General features: G+C 54.2%; 16 protein-coding genes and 1 pseudogene. 16 read left to right on the top strand and 1 reads right to left on the bottom strand.

Annotated features, from left to right (window positions below; all coding sequences use genetic code 11):
• Both AACY98_RS00005 and AACY98_RS00010 read left to right on the top strand, forming a co-directional pair.
• Positions 1-115, top strand: a pseudogene (locus AACY98_RS00005) (IS5/IS1182 family transposase); the annotation flags it as partial.
• A gap of 261 nt (positions 116-376) precedes the next feature.
• On the top strand, positions 377-2,377 hold the full coding sequence (locus tag AACY98_RS00010; protein ID WP_339799997.1) for an ATP-dependent DNA helicase: 2,001 nt from the start codon (positions 377-379) through the stop codon (positions 2,375-2,377).
• 83 nt (positions 2,378-2,460) lie between these two features.
• Here the strand turns inward: AACY98_RS00010 and AACY98_RS00015 are convergent, their stop codons facing one another.
• Positions 2,461-3,267 (bottom strand): outer membrane protein assembly factor BamD, encoded by an 807-nt coding sequence (locus tag AACY98_RS00015; protein ID WP_239442124.1) that lies wholly within the window; start codon positions 3,265-3,267, stop codon positions 2,461-2,463.
• A gap of 96 nt (positions 3,268-3,363) precedes the next feature.
• Here AACY98_RS00015 and AACY98_RS00020 point away from each other — a divergent pair, with 96 nt between their 5' ends.
• The 14 genes from AACY98_RS00020 to hflX all read left to right on the top strand — a co-directional run bounded on the left by AACY98_RS00020 (position 3,364) and on the right by hflX (position 17,985).
• On the top strand, positions 3,364-4,341 hold the full coding sequence (locus AACY98_RS00020) for an RluA family pseudouridine synthase (RefSeq protein WP_339800005.1): 978 nt from the start codon (positions 3,364-3,366) through the stop codon (positions 4,339-4,341).
• Between the two features lie 172 nt (positions 4,342-4,513).
• Entirely contained in the window at positions 4,514-5,206 is a 693-nt protein-coding gene (gene scpB / locus AACY98_RS00025; RefSeq protein WP_339800008.1) for an SMC-Scp complex subunit ScpB, read from the top strand.
• Positions 5,199-6,944, top strand: a complete 1,746-nt coding sequence (locus AACY98_RS00030) for a pseudouridine synthase (protein ID WP_339800011.1) — start codon at positions 5,199-5,201, stop codon at positions 6,942-6,944. The genes scpB and AACY98_RS00030 overlap by 8 nt, the downstream gene beginning before the upstream one ends.
• Positions 6,945-7,032: 88 nt before the next feature.
• Positions 7,033-7,458 carry a nucleoside-diphosphate kinase gene (ndk, locus tag AACY98_RS00035; RefSeq protein ID WP_339800013.1) on the top strand — a complete coding sequence of 142 codons (426 nt, stop codon included), beginning with the start codon at positions 7,033-7,035 and terminating at the stop codon, positions 7,456-7,458.
• Between the two features lie 29 nt (positions 7,459-7,487).
• Positions 7,488-8,597 (top strand): 23S rRNA (adenine(2503)-C(2))-methyltransferase RlmN, encoded by a 1,110-nt coding sequence (gene rlmN, locus AACY98_RS00040; RefSeq protein WP_423817504.1) that lies wholly within the window; start codon positions 7,488-7,490, stop codon positions 8,595-8,597.
• Entirely contained in the window at positions 8,590-9,432 is an 843-nt protein-coding gene (gene pilW / locus AACY98_RS00045; protein WP_339800018.1) for a type IV pilus biogenesis/stability protein PilW, read from the top strand. Before rlmN ends, pilW begins: the two co-directional genes overlap by 8 nt.
• Positions 9,429-10,418: a helix-turn-helix domain-containing protein gene (locus tag AACY98_RS00050; RefSeq protein WP_339800020.1), complete on the top strand. Its 990-nt coding sequence runs from the start codon at positions 9,429-9,431 to the stop codon at positions 10,416-10,418. The genes pilW and AACY98_RS00050 overlap by 4 nt, the downstream gene beginning before the upstream one ends.
• Complete coding sequence (gene ispG / locus AACY98_RS00055) at positions 10,418-11,719, top strand: flavodoxin-dependent (E)-4-hydroxy-3-methylbut-2-enyl-diphosphate synthase (RefSeq protein ID WP_423817494.1); 1,302 nt, start codon at positions 10,418-10,420, stop codon at positions 11,717-11,719. The genes AACY98_RS00050 and ispG overlap by 1 nt, the downstream gene beginning before the upstream one ends.
• Before the next feature lie 34 nt (positions 11,720-11,753).
• Positions 11,754-13,037 (top strand): histidine--tRNA ligase, encoded by a 1,284-nt coding sequence (gene hisS / locus AACY98_RS00060; RefSeq protein WP_126979337.1) that lies wholly within the window; start codon positions 11,754-11,756, stop codon positions 13,035-13,037.
• A gap of 78 nt (positions 13,038-13,115) precedes the next feature.
• Positions 13,116-13,799, top strand: a complete 684-nt coding sequence (locus tag AACY98_RS00065; protein ID WP_126979339.1) for a YfgM family protein — start codon at positions 13,116-13,118, stop codon at positions 13,797-13,799.
• A complete protein-coding gene (gene bamB / locus AACY98_RS00070) occupies positions 13,796-14,932 on the top strand; it encodes an outer membrane protein assembly factor BamB (RefSeq protein ID WP_339800024.1) in 1,137 nt (378 codons plus the stop codon). Before AACY98_RS00065 ends, bamB begins: the two co-directional genes overlap by 4 nt.
• Before the next feature lie 35 nt (positions 14,933-14,967).
• Positions 14,968-16,320, top strand: coding sequence for a ribosome biogenesis GTPase Der (der, locus tag AACY98_RS00075; protein WP_339800027.1), 1,353 nt, complete (start codon positions 14,968-14,970; stop codon positions 16,318-16,320).
• Positions 16,321-16,392: 72 nt separating this feature from the next.
• Positions 16,393-16,662 (top strand): RNA chaperone Hfq, encoded by a 270-nt coding sequence (gene hfq, locus AACY98_RS00080; protein ID WP_339800030.1) that lies wholly within the window; start codon positions 16,393-16,395, stop codon positions 16,660-16,662.
• 99 nt (positions 16,663-16,761) lie between these two features.
• On the top strand, positions 16,762-17,985 hold the full coding sequence (gene hflX / locus AACY98_RS00085) for a GTPase HflX (protein ID WP_339800032.1): 1,224 nt from the start codon (positions 16,762-16,764) through the stop codon (positions 17,983-17,985).
• Positions 17,986-17,989: the final 4 nt, after the last annotated feature.

Raw genomic sequence — 17,989 nt, forward strand, 5'->3', positions numbered from 1 at the left:
CTTTGCATGGTTGGAGAAAAACCGCAGACTATGGAAAAACTGTGAACGCAAGCTCAACACCAGCTTACAGTTTGTCCTTATGGCTTTCCTTACGCTACTACTTAAAAGATCGTGAACAAGTTCTTAAATCATCAGAACAGCTTAAAAAAATGCAGAAAGTGAGACTTTGTACTGACTGCACGGCTAAATCATAGCACGTTATAAGGCGTGCAACTTCATTTTGATGCATTTTGGCATGAGTTTCAAGGATCACTCTCTCTACCGGGTAAAATGGGGTTTGATGAAAAGACACCCAATCGGGTGGGATTTGGCATAGCGGCAGCGAGGGGAAACGTTTGTATCTGATACCGGTGATCATAAAAGGGTTTCTGTGGCGATGAACCCACCGCAAGAACACTCTTCGGAGTTCGAGCACGCCATTGCCAGGGCATTTGCAACGGGTGGGGTGTTGCAGCAGGCGGATCCCCATTTCCTCAGCCGCGAGTTGCAAACAGAGTTTGCTCAGGCCGTGGGGCAAGCCATTACACAGCGCAGCCAACTGGTGGTGGAGGCGGGGACCGGTACCGGTAAAACATTTGCGTATTTGGTGCCTGTATTGCTCAGTGGTCGTAAAACATTGATTTCTACTGCGACAAAGGGCTTGCAGGACCAGTTGTTCTGGCGCGATTTGCCACATGTGCGCAAAGCGCTGCAATTGCCGCTCAAAACGGCATTGCTCAAGGGCCGCAATAACTACCTGTGTCTGCACCGGATTCATGTGGCACAGCATGAACAGCATACGCTGACGCCATATGAGCAGCGTGACCTGACGCGTGTCATTTTATGGGCACAGGGAACACGCACCGGCGATCTGGCCGAGATGAGCGGCCTGGGCGAGCGTTCCGGTGTGATTCCACTGGTGACCTCCAACCGGGAAAACTGTCTGGGCAGTGACTGCCAGTATTACCGCCAATGCCACCTGATGCTTGCCAGACGGGAAGCCATGGGCGCGGATGTGATTGTTGTGAACCACCATCTGTTTTTTGCTGACCTGGCGGTGCGTGAATCCGGTGTGGCGGAGTTGCTGCCGACGGTGGATGTGGTGGTTTTTGACGAAGCGCATCAGCTCAATGAAACGGGTTTGCAGTTTCTGGGGGTAACATGGTCAACATCGCAGATGCTTGATTTTTCCCGCGACATGCTTGCTGCCGGTTTGATGTATGCACGTGGTTTGCAGAACTGGGCCCAACTGCGTGACGAATGCGAGCAGGCGGTGCGGGAGTTGAAGCTGACGTGTCGCAAACTGCCAATGAATGCGCGCATGGCATGGGAAAAAACAGTGCCGCAGCAGATCGATGCCCAGGAGTGGGCGCAGGGGTTAGCCAAGGCCAGCGCGTGCCTGCTGCAAGTAAAGCAGGCCTTGGAAAAAGTGACGGAGACGTCTCCTGATCTGGCCCGGCTATATGAGCGTGCACAATCGTTACAGCAGCGGCTGGATAATTTTAACCATCCCAAAGCGGCGCAAATGGTGCGCTGGATAGAGGCTGGAGCTTCACTGCGGCTGATTGAATCCCCTTTGGATATTGCGCAGGCCATGCAGGAGCGCTGTTTTCAGGGGGCACAGTCATGGATTTTTACTTCAGCCACGTTAGGGGCTGATGAGCAGTTGAGCTGGTTTACACGGCAGGTGGGCATAGAGCACGCGGATATCAGGAGGTTTAACAGTCCTTTTGATTATGCACAGCAGGCAGCCTTGTTCGTGCCACGCAGTTTTCCCAAGCCCAATGAGGCCGAGCACCTTGAGGCTGTTGCTGGCCTGGCGGCGCAACTGGTTGCAAAACTGGGGGGGCGTTCATTTGTGCTGACAACAACCCTGCGCGCACTCAGGATCATTGGCGAGGCTTTAAAGCAGCAGTTTGAAACGCAGGGGCTGGATATTCAGGTTCTGGTGCAGGGAACACGCCCGAAGCGGGAACTGCTGGAGTTGTTTCGGAATACGGCTGCCAGCAGTGTGCTGGTGGGTTCCCAATCGTTCTGGGAGGGCATTGATGTTGCAGGGGAAGACTTGCAACTGGTGATGATTGACAAGCTGCCTTTTCCGCCACCGAATGACCCGCTGATACAGGCCCGCTGCGAGCGTGTAGAAAGTGAAGGTGGGAGCGCTTTTGCAGAAATATCCATCCCGGAAGCGGCGGTGGCGCTAAAACAGGGGGCCGGGCGCCTGATTCGCCGTGAAACAGATCAGGGTCTGCTGGTGGTGTGTGATCCCCGGCTGGTGACCATGGGGTATGGCAGGCGCCTGCTGGCGGCATTGCCCCCTATGCGCCGTCTTGGCACGGTGGATGAGGCACTGGCCTATGCTGAAAACCTTGCCGCAGGAAAACAGGGGGCTAAATGAAATTGTGCGGCAAAATGCCGCACAATTTTTCAAATCAGACCACCGGTTTTATAGCGTGTGGAAAGATATGCCGTGTGTTTTGTTTACCACAACTGCCACCAGGGTTTGCTGCCTCTGAAGCCCTGGGTTAAGAAGCTGCTGTCGGGGAAGTTATGGTCCAGCACCCGTTTGGCGTCATCACGCAACTGGGGCATTCCCAGTTTATCGTAGGACATGTACAGGATGTAGAGCGCTTCTTCCAGTGCTGGGGCTTGCTGATAGCTCTGAATGGCTTCCTGTGCACGGTTGGCCGCGGCCACATAGGCACCGCGTGTATAGTAGTAGCGTGCAATGTGCACGTCGGACTGGGCTAACGCATTGACAATATAGACCATGCGCTGGCGGGCATCGGCTGCATACTTCGAGTCAGGGAAACGCGTTACCAGTTCGCTGAAAGTCTGAAAAGATGCTTTGGCTGCCTGTTGGTCACGCTCGGACAGATCCTGGTTGGAGATGGAGCCAAAAAATCCCAGGTCGTCATTGAAGTTGACCAGCGCTTTCAGGTACAGCGCATAATCATAAGCCGGGCTGCTGGGGTGAAGCTGCATAAAGCGGTCCAGGGCCGTGACGGCATCTTCCTTATCGCCGTTTTTATACATGGCGTAGGCGGCTTCCAATTGTGCCTGCTGTGCCAGCATGGTGCCTGCGGCACGCCCTTCAAGTTTGTTGAGGTACTCAATCGCCTTGTCATAATCTCTGCTGATCATGGCGCTCTGGGCTTCAGAGTACAATTTGTTGGGCGTCCAGCCGGCTGTTTCGTCCTGGTCTTTGGTTGAAGAGCAGGCCGATAACAGCAATGCCAGTGCGGTAATGGAAATGCCATAACTCAAACGGCACGAGAAATTTTTCAAAAAGTCAAACCTGCGCACAGACAACCCCTTGTGAATTTAAATGGGCAACGATAAGTAAGTGAAATTAGCATGATTATATCGACTTCGGGAAGAAAGATGACATCGCCGTCCGCCGATGAGGATGAAGGGGAGGGAAGCGCGCAGGAGATAGAAACCAGAAAGCAATCTGTCAGCGCGGCACAACACGGGCAACGGCTGGATCGGATTTTAGTCGAAATGGTGCCGGAGTTTTCCCGCAGCTACCTGCAAAAGCTGATTGCCGATGGCGCGGTCAGGGTGAATGGTGAGGTTGCAGGCAAGGCGGCAGCACGCATACCTGCTGCGCAGGTGATTGAAGCCGAACTCAGGCCCACGCCGGACACACTGGCCTTTCGGGCAGAGCTCGTGCCTTTGGATATTGTGTACGAAGATGCCCATTTGCTGGTTATCAATAAGCCGGCCGGGCTGGTTGTGCACCCGGCTGCGGGGAACTGGTCCGGGACCTTGCTCAATGGCCTGCTGGCCTACGATTCAAAGGCCGCCCAGTTACCCAGAGCGGGGATTGTGCACCGTCTTGACAAGGATACCAGCGGGCTGATGCTGGTGGGGCGAACTCTGGAGGCCTGTACGGCACTGGTGCGGATGATCGCAGCCAGGGAGGTGCGGCGCGAATACCTGGCTTTGGCGCACGGTAGCTGGCCTGCTGCATACCATGATGGCGAACGTGTCATTGAGGCACCGATCGGCAGGGATCCGAAATCACGTCTGAAGATGGCGGTGGTCAGCCAGGGTAAACCTGCCCGGACCGATGTGACGCTGCTTGAAGGAAACTCACAGGTCAGCCTGGTACAGTGCCGGCTGCATACCGGGCGGACGCACCAGATTCGGGTTCACATGGCGTTTATCGGACACGCTTTGGTTGGAGATCTGTTGTACGGGGGGCAGTTGTCGTATAATATGACAAGACAAGCGTTGCATGCGTGCCGGCTTTCCTTGCAACATCCTGTCAGCGGACAGGGTTTATATTTTGAGCAAGAATGTCCAAAAGATATTTCACTTGCTGTTAGAATGGCGGGGCTTGGTTACAATCTGTAACAATTTCAAAACCTGATATATTTTTACAGCCGATCAATCCATTACAGATCAATATGGCTTATATCAGGGATGTGCGTATGCTGATGCAGCGTGCTTTTCTTTCAGATCTGATCTAAATAGCTTGAGTGCAATAAATACTGGCAGCTGTTGCCGTTTGCTGGGTTGAAATTCCATGAATACTTTGGATGCGGTGCGCATTCTTGAAACTGCTTTGATCTGCGCAGATCGCCCGATGACGGTGGGCGATCTTACGGCGCTTTTTGATGAAGAGGTGGGTACTGACAGTGTGCGCATGATGCTGGATCAGTTGCAGCAGCAATGGGCAGATAAAGGCATTGAGCTGACATGCGTGGCCTCAGGCTGGCGCTTTCAGAGCCGCTCGCAGATGCGGCAGTATCTGGAAAAGCTCAACCCGGAAAAACCGCCCCGGTATTCACGGGCCACTTTGGAAACGCTGGCGATTATTGCTTATAAGCAGCCGGTCACACGCGGAGACATTGAAGATATTCGCGGTGTTGTTGTCAGCACGCAAATTGTGAAGCAGCTGGAAGACCGGGGCTGGATTGAAGTCATTGGGCACCGGGAAACGCCTGGACGCCCGGCATTGTATGCGACCACGGCGCAGTTTTTGGATGATTTGGGGCTGGAGTCGCTTGGAGATTTGCCGGCGATGGACAGTGATCAGATGGAGCAGAAGGTAGACGCCATGATGCAGGAGGTGCAGGTATCCCTGCTGATCGAGGGTGATAGTCAGCCGCAACAGGTTGAACAGAGTGTGCCTGCAGATGAGTCCGATGGAACTGAAATAGAAATTCGGGATGATGAAAGTCCCAGCCAACAAGGATTAGATAAAGATAATGAATAGCAGTGAGATAGACGGAAACCTGGATGTGGCTGAACCATCCAATGAGTTGCCCGAGCAGCCAGTGAGTACAGCACGCCCCAAAACAAGACGTACCAAGGCAGCGCAGCCAACAGCAGATGCAGCGGACGCTGCGGCTGAAAAACCAAAGCGCGTGCGTAAACCCAGAGTCAAAAAAGATGCAGATGCAGAAATGCAAAAGCCAGCAGCAACTGCTGCGGATGGGAAACAACTGCATGATGCTGTGGCGCCAGCAGAGGTAATTCCGCACCAGGCCGATGAGGCTGTTAAGCCGGCGGCTTATAAAGAGCCTATTGTGAATCTTGTTGCGGGAATGCCGGATCTGCCATATACGGGTACAGCTCCGGATACAGCCGCTCAAGCCGGGACGGAGCGGGGTGATGTAACCTATTCAGGTGTTTCCGCAGAGGGAGAGCAAGCCGGCACAGAGGGTGCCAATGCTTCGCAGCCCCGGTATCCTACTGAGCGGCGCGGACGCGGTCTGCGTGCCATTGTCAGCCGAACACGGCGTAAGAATCTGCGTAATGGCAATAATTTATCTGCCGGAGAAAAACCAGTGGCCCGCCATGCAGCCAAGGTGGACGATGGGCATATTTCTTTTGATGACATTGTTTCCGGCCGTTTTGATGATGGTATGGGCGGTGCCGCTGAAACGGGCGCGGCCGTCAATAAACGGGTATTGCAGCCTCAGCCGGATAGCCCCAAGCTGCATAAAGTGCTGGCGCAGGCCGGGATGGGGTCCCGTCTGGAAATGGAGCAACTGATTCTGGAGGGCCGGATTTCTGTCAACGGGGAGCCGGCACATATTGGCCAGCGGATTCAGTACGGCGATCAGGTCCGGGTCAATGGTAAAACCATCCGGGTACAGATTGCGCCTCCGCCTGCGCGGGTATTGGCATACCATAAACCGGCCGGGGAAATCGTGACCAGGGACGACCCGCAGAGCCGCCCGACTGTATTTCGTAAACTGCCCAAGCTGTCGCAGGGGAAATGGTTGTCTATTGGCCGCCTTGACCTGAATACAGAAGGACTGCTGTTGTTCACCAATTCCGGTGAACTGGCCAATTCGCTGATGCATCCGCGTTTCAGCATTGAGCGCGAGTATGCCGTACGGGTATTGGGCGGGCTGTCAGATGAGGAAAAGCAGCGCCTGTTGGACGGGATTGAGCTTGAGGACGGGCGCGCCCAGTTCAAGACCATTGAAAACGGTGGCGGCGAAGGTGCCAACCAGTGGTACCGGGTGGTGATTTGTGAAGGGCGTAACCGTGAAGTGCGGCGTATGATTGAATCTCTTGGGCATGCCGTCAGCCGCCTGATCCGTATTCGCTATGGCGCGATGGTGTTGCCGTCCAACCTGAGACAGGGACACTGGATTGAGCTTTCTGACGATGAGCTGAAGTCATTGGGCAAACTGGTGGGTGGCAAGGCGATGACCGCCATTCAGGGCAATGAGCCTGCCAGAGGAGGCTCTCAGCGGCGGAGCAGCAGGCCTGGCATGGGCAGCGGCAGGCGGAATTCTCCTCAGGGGTCGCGCAGCAACCCTAAAAATCAGCCTGATCCGATGAAAACCTCTGTTGGCTATATCGAGCATGACCGCTTCATTACGCCATCGGGTATTGCATCCAGACGCAGCCGGCCTGCTGGGGGTAATAGCGCGGGGTTTGGTGCTGGCAACAGCTATAAGCGGCGCAACTCACGCGGTGGCGGCAGAAGTCATTAAGCGTTCAACTGTGGTTTTCGTCAAAAGGCCAGACTACAGGTAAAATAGACAATTTATTTAAGTTATATTTCATTTTCAGAGGAAAATCATGGCAATTGAACGTACGCTTTCCATTATCAAACCCGATGCAGTGGCTAAAAACGTGATCGGGCAGATTTATGGCCGCTTTGAAAAAGCTGGGTTGAAAATCATTGCGGCCAAAATGGTGCATCTGTCTGCGCAGGAAGCTGGCCAGTTTTATGCCGTGCATAAAGAGCGTCCCTTTTTCAAAGACCTGGTTGATTTCATGACCTCCGGCCCGGTGATGATTCAGGTGCTGGAAGGCGAAGGCGCCATTGCCAAGAACCGTGAGCTGATGGGCGCAACTGATCCTAAAAAGGCAGCAGCAGGGACCATCCGTGCCGATTTTGCCGACAGCATTGATGCCAACGCAGTGCACGGTTCCGATGCACCGGAAACCGCTGCTGTGGAAGTGGCGTTTTTCTTTCCGGGCATGAACATTTACAGCCGCTGATTTTGTAGTCTTGGGTGGCATGGACGTAGATCGTGAAAGTCAATTTACTTGATTTCGACCGCGAGAAACTGGCTGACTTTTGTGAGTCGCTGGGGCAAAAGCGTTTCCGTGCCACGCAGTTGCTGCGCTGGATTCATCAGCGCGGCGAAAATGACTGGGAACAAATGACGGATATTTCGGCCAGCTTTCGTCAGCAGTTGGCCGAAGTTGCTGAAATTGGTTCTCTGCCAGTGGTGTCATGCCATGAATCGGCAGATGGTACCGTCAAATGGCTGTTTGATGTGGGGGCCGGTAACGCGATTGAAGCGGTGTTTATTCCCGAAACGGATCGGGGTACGCTGTGCATCTCCTCCCAGGCTGGCTGTGCCATGGGATGCCGTTTTTGCTCGACGGGCCACCAGGGCTTCAGCCGGAATTTGAGCACCGGAGAAATTCTGGCGCAATTGCGCCAGGCCGAGTTTTTTCTGCGGGGGCGTCTGCAGCGCACAGACCGGGTGATCACCAATGTGGTGATGATGGGTATGGGCGAGCCGCTGCAAAATTACCATGCCGTGGTACCGGCATTGCGGGTGATGCTGGATGATTATGGCTATGGCCTTTCCAGAAGGCGGGTCACGGTGTCAACTTCGGGGCTGTCGCGGATGATTGACCGCCTGCGCGAGGATTGTCCGGTGGCATTGGCGATTTCTTTACATGCACCCAATGATGCACTGCGGGATACATTGGTGCCATTGAATCGCAAACATCCGATTGACGACCTGTTGGATGCCTGCCAGCGTTATCTGGATAAGGCGCCACGCGACTTCATCACCATTGAATACTGTATGCTCGATGGGATCAATGATACGCCAGCACATGCGCATGAACTGGTTGCATTGCTGAGCCGACGCATACGCTGCAAACTGAATCTGATCCCATTCAACCCGTTTCCAGGTTCTGGCTTAAAACGTTCCCCTACTGCTCAGATTCAGATATTTGCGAAAATTTTGCAAAATGCAGGAATTGTGACCACAATACGTAAAACGCGAGGTGATGATATCAATGCTGCCTGCGGTCAGTTGGCTGGCGAGGTGCAAGACAGGACCCGGGTCCGTGAACGCATGGTGACATTGCAACTAGAAAGGGTAACACATGAGTAAAGGCATGCGGAGTTTCTTTTCCGCCAGGTTATGGATTGGTGTTTCGGCTGCTGCTGTGTTATGTGGTGCGGCCGGGTGTGTGACCACGGAAACCACGCAGTTGTCAGGCACAGGGGGAATACCGGACACCAATATGGCTGCAGCAACGCGCGCGCCGGTTGATAACCAGAAACGTTATGAGGCCCGGTTGCAACTGGCCGTGGCGTATTACCAGGCCGGCGCATATTCGGTTGCGTTGGATGATGTGAATAAGGCATTGGAAGCCAAACCCAATGCACCTGAGGCCATTTCTCTCAAAGGCATGATTTATGACCAGATGGGGGACAAGGCGCAGGGGCTGGCCTTCTTAAGGCAGGCGGCGTCTATTGATAAAAGCAATGGCGACTACCTGCATAACTATGGTGCCGCTTTATGCTCTAACAAGCAAACTTCCGAAGGAATTGCTTCTTTGCAGCAGGCGATTGCGATTCCATCCTACCCGAACAAGGCCAGCAGTTGGGCTGCAATTGGGGCCTGTTATGCCGAGGCTGGCAATGTGGTGCAGGCAGAAAATGCGTTCCATCAGGCGTTATCGTTGGATCCGCGCAATGTATACGCACTGTATCAATTGTCCAACTTCATGTTTAACCGCAATGATGTGCAGGGCGCAAAGTATTATTTTGACCAGTTGCCTGGCCTGAATAACCTGAATTCGGCAGCGCTGTGGCTGGGCATTAAGATTGCCCGCCAGCAGGGTGATGCCTATCGCATGAGCCAGATGGCACGGGTGCTGCGTGCAAATTTCCCGGCCTCTAAAGAGCGTGCGGCATTAGAGAGAGGCGACTTTACGCTGTGAGCGATCAAACAGATAACTTGGTGCCGGATCAGGTAGCAGCAGATGCCTTGAATACGCCATCTGCTGCGGCGAGTGCGGGGCATCTGCTGCGTGAAGCACGCCAGGCGCAGGGGATGGATCTGGACGTGCTGGCGGCCATCCTGAAAGTACCGGTCAATAAACTGCAGGCACTTGAAGCCGACCAGTATGATCTGCTGCCGGATACTGCTTTTACACGCAGCCTGGCGATTGCGGTTTGCAAACGTCTGCGGATAGATGATTCAGCGGTGTTGAGCCTGTTGCCAGGCGTGCAGCCCCAAAGCACCATTGGTGCAGGTGTTGACATGTCGGCAGGCTTGCGCCCCATGGTGCTAAAGCCGCAAAAAGGGCGTAAAAAAGGGTCCAAGTTGTGGTGGATGTTTTTTGCTGTTCTTCTGATAGTGCTGCTGGTACTTTATTTTATGCCGGCACAGTGGCGAGATGCCTGGCTGTCGGTGATCGGTCAGGAAGACGGCCAGAATGCAGCGACAGTCGTGCTTCCTGCTGCGATTGAACACAGCACCACACTGTCTTTGGCAGAACCTGTTTCACAGCCAGATGCGACAGAGTCCGTGGTGGTTGTGGCACCTAATGCAGCGCTGCCTTCATTACTGGTGAATGATGGTGACACACAAAGTGCAACAACAGGTGCTGCTTCTCAGTTGGCGCCCGCTGTGATGCCCAGCCCCGTTCTCAACGATGAGGCCAGCGCGGCAACTGTCGGTGGAAATGACCGCATCCGCTTCACAGCAACGGCTGAAAGCTGGATTACGGTGACAGCCCAGAACGGAGATGTATTGGCCGAGCGGCTGCTGCGCGCAGGCGATACGTTGGATGTACTGCTGAAAAACGCCCCGGTGAATGTTGTTGTGGGCGCTATTGGCGCAACGACAGTCCAGGTACGGGGCAAACCATTTGACCTGACGCCTTATAGCCGAGGAAATGTGGCACGCTTTGAGGTGAAGTAATGACCAGTTCTGCGGATAAAGATCTGCCGGCTTTTCCCATCATTGCCCCTGTTGTCCCGATGAAGCGCCAAACATTACAGGCGCAGGTTGCTTGGGCCGGACGTGTCGTTTCTATCGGCGGGGACGCGCCGATACGCGTACAGTCCATGACCAATACCGATACCGAAGACGCGATTGCCACAGCCATTCAGGTGAAAGAGCTGGCCAACGCGGGGTCTGAACTGGTGCGCATTACCGTCAACACGCCGGCAGCAGCACAGGCAGTGCCTTACATTCGGGAGCAGTTGGATCGCATGGGCGTTTATGTCCCCCTGATTGGGGACTTTCACTATAACGGCCATAAGCTGTTAACAGAATACCCTGAGTGCGCACAGGCTTTGTCCAAATACCGCATCAACCCGGGAAATGTGGGTAAGGGAAATAAGCACGACAGCCAGTTTGCGCAAATGATTGAGATGGCGCTGAAATACGATAAACCGGTTCGCATTGGCGTCAATTGGGGAAGTCTCGATCAAGAATTGCTGGCAGACCTGATGGATGAAAATGCAAAGCGCCAGACGCCTTTGGATCCGCAGCAGATCATGTATCAGGCTGTTGTGACATCTGCGCTGCAGTCGGCGCATTCGGCACAGGCGCTGGGGATGAATCCGGCACAGGTGCTGATCTCCTGCAAGATGAGCCAGGTTTGTGATCTGATCACCGTGTATCAGGCGTTGTCGCAGCAGTGCCGCAATCCCCTGCATCTGGGGCTGACTGAGGCCGGCATGGGATTTCGGGGCGCAGTGGCTTCTACGGCGGCGCTATCTCCACTGCTGCTGCGCGGCATTGGGGACACAATTCGTGTATCATTGACGCCCCAGCCCGGCGAAGCACGCACACAGGAAGTGGTTGTGGCGCAGGAGATTTTACAGTCGCTGGGGTTGCGTCACTATGTGCCCAGTGTAACGGCATGTCCCGGTTGCGGTCGTACCACCAGTACGTTGTTTCAGGAACTGGCACAGAAAACGGACGAATATCTGCGGGCCATGATGCCTAAGTGGCGTGTGCAATATCCAGGGGTTGAGTCGATGAAAGTGGCCGTGATGGGGTGTATTGTGAACGGCCCCGGGGAAAGCCAGCATGCGGATATCGGCATCAGTTTGCCGGGGAATGGCGAAGCGCCTTCTGCGCCTGTATTTATCGACGGCAAGCGGGAACTGCTGCTGAAAGGTGAGCATATTGCGGATGATTTTTTAGGCATCATCAATGATTATGTATGTAAGCGTTATGGGGCTGGCAACGGTGTTGTCGAAGAAGAGTAAGCATCCATTTTTAAAATAAGTTAAAGAGTTATTCATGGAACAGATACAGGCAATCAAGGGGATGAACGACATTCTGCCTCCCGATTCGGCAACCTGGGAGTGGCTGGAGGAGAAGGTTCGTCATTTGATGGCTCGCTATGCTTACCGCAATATCCGTACACCGATTCTGGAGTTCACGTCGCTGTTTGTACGTGGCCTGGGAGAGGTGACCGATGTGGTCGAAAAGGAGATGTATTCCTTTACCGACAGCATGAATGGCGATCAGCTCAGCATGCGCCCGGAAAGTACTGCCGGCGTGGTTCGTGCGCTGAGCGAACACTCGGCTTTGTACGATGGCCCTAAACGCTTGTTTTATATTGGCCCGATGTTTCGTCATGAAAAACCCCAGAGAGGGCGCTACAGGCAATTTCACCAGGTAGGCGCTGAAGCGGTAGGCTTTTCTGGCCCGGAGCTGGATGTTGAACTGATTTTGATGGCACAGGCTTTGTGGCATGAAATGGGCATTGCCGAGCATGTGCAATTGGAGCTGAATTCGCTGGGGCAACCTGATGAACGGCGGCAGCACCGCGAAGCGCTGATCACGTATTTTGAGGCGCATCAGGATCAGTTGGATGAAGATGCCCGCAGGCGGCTGCATAGCAATCCGCTCAGAATTCTGGATACCAAAAATCCGTCAATGCAGGAACTGGTGACACAAGCGCCCCAGTTGATTGATTATTTGAGTCCGGCATCGATGGCACACTTTGATCAGGTCAAGTCTTTGCTGGATGCCAACGGTGTGCAGTGGAAGCTCAATCCCCGTTTGGTCCGTGGGCTGGATTATTACAACCTGACGGTATTTGAGTTTGTTACAACCAGGCTCGGTGCCCAGGGTACGATTTGTGGCGGTGGGCGTTATGACTATCTGTTTGAAATGATCGGTGGAAAACCGGCGCCTGCAGTTGGCTGGGCCATGGGCGTTGAACGCGTGCTGGAACTGGTGAAGGAGCTTGATGTGGCCCCTGCTGCACCGGCTGCAGACGTCTATGTCATAATCCCCCAAAATGATGCATTGCAGGTTGTTTCGCCTTTGCTTGAGCAGTTGCGCCGGCTGGGGGTTGCTGTGCAAATGCATGCCGCAACGCCAAACGGCTGGGGCAGCATGAAGTCGCAGTTTAAAAAAGCGGATGCCAGTGCAGCACGTTACGCATTGATATTTGGTGCTGATGAGCTGGCAGCAGCTCAGGTCACCATCAAAGCTTTACGTGACGGAGAGGGGAAACAATGGCAAAGGCCTATCCATGATGCCTCAAGCTGGTATCATGAGGTGCTAAGCTGAGAGCACTCATATTCAAAAGCATATGCGGGCGCAATCTTGAGCAGGCAGGAATAGAAGGTATTTATTCATTTCATTATCATGGCAAAACATCTGAAAAACCTGAATTTAGAAGAGCAAGAACAACTGGAGCAACTCAAAGGCTTCTGGGCCGAATACGGTCGCCTGATCACGTTGACGGCAGTGGTGTTGCTGGTTGTGATTGTTGGCTGGGTGGGCTGGCAATTCTGGCAGAACCAGCAGGCACGCGGTGCCGCAGTCATTTATGACAAACTGAATGAGGCTTTGGTGCGCAATGATGCCGATCAGGCCAAACAGGCGGTGACGGAAATACAGGAGCAGTATGGCAGGGCCACATATGCGTCACAGTCAGCGCTGGTGGCAGCCAATCTGCTGTATAACCAGGGCCAGTTGGATTCGGCCAAAGAAATCCTGTCCTGGGTCACAGAGCATGGCCGCGATCCGGGGCTGAAAGGGCTGGCGGTATTGCGGCTTGCCGATATTTTGATGGACCAGAAAGACTATGACCGGGCATTGGCCGTGTTGGCGACCGAAGTGCCTGAAGCGTTTGCAGGACTGGTGAATGACAAGCGCGGCATGGTATATGTCGCACAAGGCAAAATCGAAGAGGCAAAAGCAGCTTATTCCCAGGCCTACCGTGGGCTTGCGATGCTGCCGGAATCTCAACAGATGGTTGCCAATAAATTAAGTGTTTTAGGGGTTGATGTGACAACCCTGGTTCCTGCAGGAGAGCCGCGCTCATGAAAAAGTACCTTCTGAACAGCATTGTTGTAACGTGTGCCGCTTTGTCACTGGCAGGGTGTTTTGGCAGCAGCAAGGGCAACCGGCCGGAGCCGGAACCACTGCCTGTGGTGACACCACTTCTGACGACCACGCAGGTATGGTCAACGCGTGTGGGGGATGTTGACTTTCCGCTGGTGCCGCGTGTGGTTGGCACACAGGTCGCCCTGGCCGGGGGAGATGGCACGGTGCTGATGCTGAATGCCAGCACCGGGCAGGTGATCTGGCAGGCTTCTGCCGGGGCCCGCTTAACCGCCGGTGTGGGCAGTAATGGTCGTTATACCGCAGTTGTCACGCGGGATAATGATCTGGTTGTGTTTGATGAACGAGGCCAGGAACTGTGGCGCAAGCGTGTTGCTGCACAGGTTCTGACACCGCCCTTGGTGGCTGGTGGGCGCGTGTTTGTGAATGCGACAGACCGTTCCATTCAGGCTTATGATGTCCGCAACGGGGCTGGTTTATGGCGCCAGCAGCAAAATACCAATGATTCATTGGTGTTGCGCCGGGATGGCGCACTGGATGCATACGGGAATATCCTGATCGTGGGGCTGACTGCCAATTTGTATGGTGTGAGCCCGGATACCGGGGCGCCTTTGTGGGGTCTGCCCATAGGAAACCCACGCGGAACCAACGAAATTGACCGGTTGGCTGATGTTGTGGGTGGCGTGGCGCGTAACGGCGATGTTTTGTGTGCACGCTCCTACCAGAATGCCATTGCCTGCATACAGGCTGGCGGTGCGGTGCTTTGGAGCAAAAGCGCAGACAGTGACCAGGGCCTGGCAGTAGATAACCAGAATGTTTATGCCGTAGAGTCTGACGGGCGGATCATGGCGCTGAACCAGCAGACTGGTGCTGCGGTATGGAACAACGACCAGTTGCGCTACCGCCAGTTGACCGCGCCATTGGCTTTAGGGCAGCGCTCGGTGGTGATTGGTGACAGTCAGGGCAACATACACCTGCTTTCCCGTCAGGACGGCAGCTTCCTGGGCCGGTTTACAACCAACAGCTCCGGCGTTGCTGTAACCCCGGTGGCGGTGGGAGACATGCTGATCATTGTGACGCGCAATGGTACTGTCTATGGCTTTAGGCCCGGTTGATCGATAATGCACAACGCAGATAGGCACAAAGCAGCATGAAGCCTGTGGTCGCACTGGTCGGACGGCCCAATGTCGGCAAGTCCACCTTGTTTAATCGCATCACAAAAACGCGAGATGCCATTGTGGCTGATTTCGCGGGGCTGACACGCGACCGCCATTATGGCGATGCTGTGTGTGCCGGGCATGAACTGATCGTGGTGGATACCGGCGGGTTTGAGCCCGATGCCTCTTCAGGCATTGTGCGTGAAATGGCCAAACAAACGCAGCAGGCCGTGGCAGAAGCCGATGTGGTGGTATTTGTGCTGGATGCACGGACGGGTGTCACCGGACAGGATCATGACATTGCGCGCTATCTGCGGTCGCTGGGCAAGCCGACTGTTTTGGCTGTCAACAAATCGGAAGGCATGCATGACGGCGTGCAACTGGCTGAATTTCATGAGCTGGGTATGGGGACACCTTTGGCGGTTGCCGCCGCGCATGGGCAGGGTGTACGCAGCCTGACTGACGAGGTTGTTGCGCTGCTGAACCTGCCTGAAGTTGATGAAGAAACGGTTGAGGATGACGACGCAGAACGGCCCATCCGGCTGGCTATTGCTGGTCGTCCGAATGTAGGCAAATCGACCCTGATCAATACCTGGCTGGGTGAAGAACGGCTGGTGGCGTTTGACCAGGCCGGTACAACCCGGGATGCGATTTCTGTGCCCTTGGAGCGCCAGGGGCAGGCTTATGAACTGATTGACACCGCCGGGTTGCGCCGTAAAGGTAAAGTGTTTGAGGCGGTGGAAAAGTTTTCTGTCGTGAAAACACTACAGGCCATTGATAGTGCCAATGTGGTACTGCTGTTGCTGGATGCAACACAAGGGGTGACGGACCAGGATGCGCATATTGCCGGTTATATTCTGGAAAATGGCCGTGCTGTGGTGCTGGCAGTGAATAAGTGGGACGCGATTGACGATTACCAACGGCAGATTGTGACCCGCTCCATCGAGCAGCGTCTGGGGTTTATGCGGTTTGCTCAGGTGTTGCGTATTTCGGCACTGAAACGACAGGGGCTGGGCCCGTTATGGAAAGCCATCGGGCAGGCATATGGCAGCGCATTCCGTAAGCTGTCCACTCCCAAACTGACGCGTACTTTGCATGAGGCGGTGGAGTTCCAGCAGCCCAAGCGGGCTGGCCGGTTTCGTCCAAAGCTGCGTTATGCTCATCAGGGCGGCATGAATCCGCCGGTAGTGATTATTCATGGTAGCGCCTTGGAGCATGTGACAGATGCTTACAAACGTTATCTGGAAGGGCGTTTCAGAACAGTATTTGATCTGTCAGGAACGCCATTGCGTATAGAATTTCGCTCAGCACACAACCCTTTTGTTGATAAGGCTGGTGCGAGGTAGTGGTCACGAACTGCAGAGTTGTGGTATCGTGATGTTTTTAATCCATCATTTTCTTTGAACACGGAGAATATCGTGAGCAATAAAGGGCAGTTATTACAAGACCCATTTTTGAACACCCTGCGTAAGGAACACATTCCAGTATCCATTTATTTGGTCAACGGAATCAAACTGCAAGGTCAAGTGGAATCTTTTGATCAGTATGTAGTGTTGCTGCGCAACACCGTAACACAAATGGTTTATAAGCACGCCATATCAACCATTGTTCCAGGCCGCTCGGTCAGCTTCCAGTCTGCTCCTCCGGTAGCAGATGAAGGTGCTGCAGAGCGTCAGAGCGGGATTTGATTTGGCAGCCAAAAGCCGAGTATCTCATTTTGAGAGTACAGCTTAACAACTTTGTCTGAACACCCGTTGGCCTCATCGCGTGGGCAATCTGCTTCGGCAATGTCTGTCGGTCCTGGCGTTTTTTTGGTAGGCGTTGGCTTTGGTGCCAAACGCCTGAATGATGACGACCTGGATGAGCTGGCTTTGCTGGCTGAGTCTGCCGGATTGCACCCGGCGGGCCGGTTGGTCGTGCAGCGCAAGGCGCCGGATGCCGCTTATTTTGTCGGTTCCGGCAAAGTGGACGAAATTCGCATGCTCGCGCAGGCCCAGGGGGCTTCGGAAATCCTGTTTGATCAGGGGTTGTCTCCTGCCCAGCAGCGAAATCTGGAAAAGCGGATTGGCATGCCTGTCAATGACCGTACGTTTCTGATTCTGGATATTTTTGCCCAGCGTGCCCGCAGTCATGAGGGTAAGTTGCAGGTTGAATTGGCCAGGTTGCAGTATCTGTCAACCAGACTGGTGCGGATGTGGACCCACCTGGAGCGACAGCAAGGTGGTCAGGGCGTGCGTGGCGGTCCGGGGGAAACCCAGATAGAGCTGGACCGGCGCATGATCAATGAGCGCATCAAGGCGCTGAAAAACCAGTTGCATAAGGTGAAGAAGCAGCGCAACACGCAACGACGTGCACGGGCGCGCAATGAGGTGTTTCGCGTGTCTTTGGTCGGTTATACCAATGCCGGTAAGTCAACGCTGTTTAATGCGCTGGTGAAAGCGCGTACCTATGCAGCAGACCAGTTGTTTGCCACACTGGATACAACGGTACGTTCGCTTTATCTGAATGAAGCCAAAAGATCGGTCTCCCTGTCCGATACCGTAGGGTTTATTCGTGATTTGCCGCATGGTCTGGTAGAGGCTTTTGAAGCGACGTTGCAGGAGGCCGCAGAGGCTGACCTGCTGCTGCATGTGGTAGATGCCAGCAATGCACAATACGCCGAGCAGATTGAGCAGGTGCAGCAGGTTTTGGCAGAAATCGGCGCGCAGCATGTACCGCAGTTGCTGGTATTCAATAAAATTGATGCATTGCCCGAAACCGCCCAGCCCAGAGAGCCGCAGGACTGGTACGAAGTGGATGGTGTGTCATGCCGGCGCGTTTTTGTCAGTGCAGCGCAGGGCATTGGACTGGACGTTTTGCGGCAGACGCTTGCACAGATTGTTCAGGCTGATGACGGGCAGATGTCCGAAAATTCACCTGACAATTTGAACAATTCCATACAAAATTCGTCAGATACGGCACAATCACACTTTGAAACACGGGATTCTCGGGATTTTTCAGACGAAAATTAATTGT

It is taken from the genome of Saezia sanguinis (genome assembly GCF_963921665.1).
Classification (GTDB): domain Bacteria; phylum Pseudomonadota; class Gammaproteobacteria; order Burkholderiales; family Burkholderiaceae_C; genus Saezia; species Saezia sanguinis.

Coding starts and splice junctions, on each gene's coding strand:
- AACY98_RS00065 (WP_126979339.1), top strand. CDS start 13,116: ATGGCAAAACATCTGAAAAACCTGAATTTAGAAGAGCAAGAACAACTG.
- pilW (WP_339800018.1), top strand. CDS start 8,590: ATGAGTAAAGGCATGCGGAGTTTCTTTTCCGCCAGGTTATGGATTGGT.
- ispG (WP_423817494.1), top strand. CDS start 10,418: ATGACCAGTTCTGCGGATAAAGATCTGCCGGCTTTTCCCATCATTGCC.
- scpB (WP_339800008.1), top strand. CDS start 4,514: ATGAATACTTTGGATGCGGTGCGCATTCTTGAAACTGCTTTGATCTGC.
- ndk (WP_339800013.1), top strand. CDS start 7,033: ATGGCAATTGAACGTACGCTTTCCATTATCAAACCCGATGCAGTGGCT.
- AACY98_RS00030 (WP_339800011.1), top strand. CDS start 5,199: ATGAATAGCAGTGAGATAGACGGAAACCTGGATGTGGCTGAACCATCC.
- AACY98_RS00020 (WP_339800005.1), top strand. CDS start 3,364: ATGACATCGCCGTCCGCCGATGAGGATGAAGGGGAGGGAAGCGCGCAG.
- der (WP_339800027.1), top strand. CDS start 14,968: ATGAAGCCTGTGGTCGCACTGGTCGGACGGCCCAATGTCGGCAAGTCC.
- AACY98_RS00010 (WP_339799997.1), top strand. CDS start 377: ATGAACCCACCGCAAGAACACTCTTCGGAGTTCGAGCACGCCATTGCC.
- bamB (WP_339800024.1), top strand. CDS start 13,796: ATGAAAAAGTACCTTCTGAACAGCATTGTTGTAACGTGTGCCGCTTTG.
- hisS (WP_126979337.1), top strand. CDS start 11,754: ATGGAACAGATACAGGCAATCAAGGGGATGAACGACATTCTGCCTCCC.
- hflX (WP_339800032.1), top strand. CDS start 16,762: ATGTCTGTCGGTCCTGGCGTTTTTTTGGTAGGCGTTGGCTTTGGTGCC.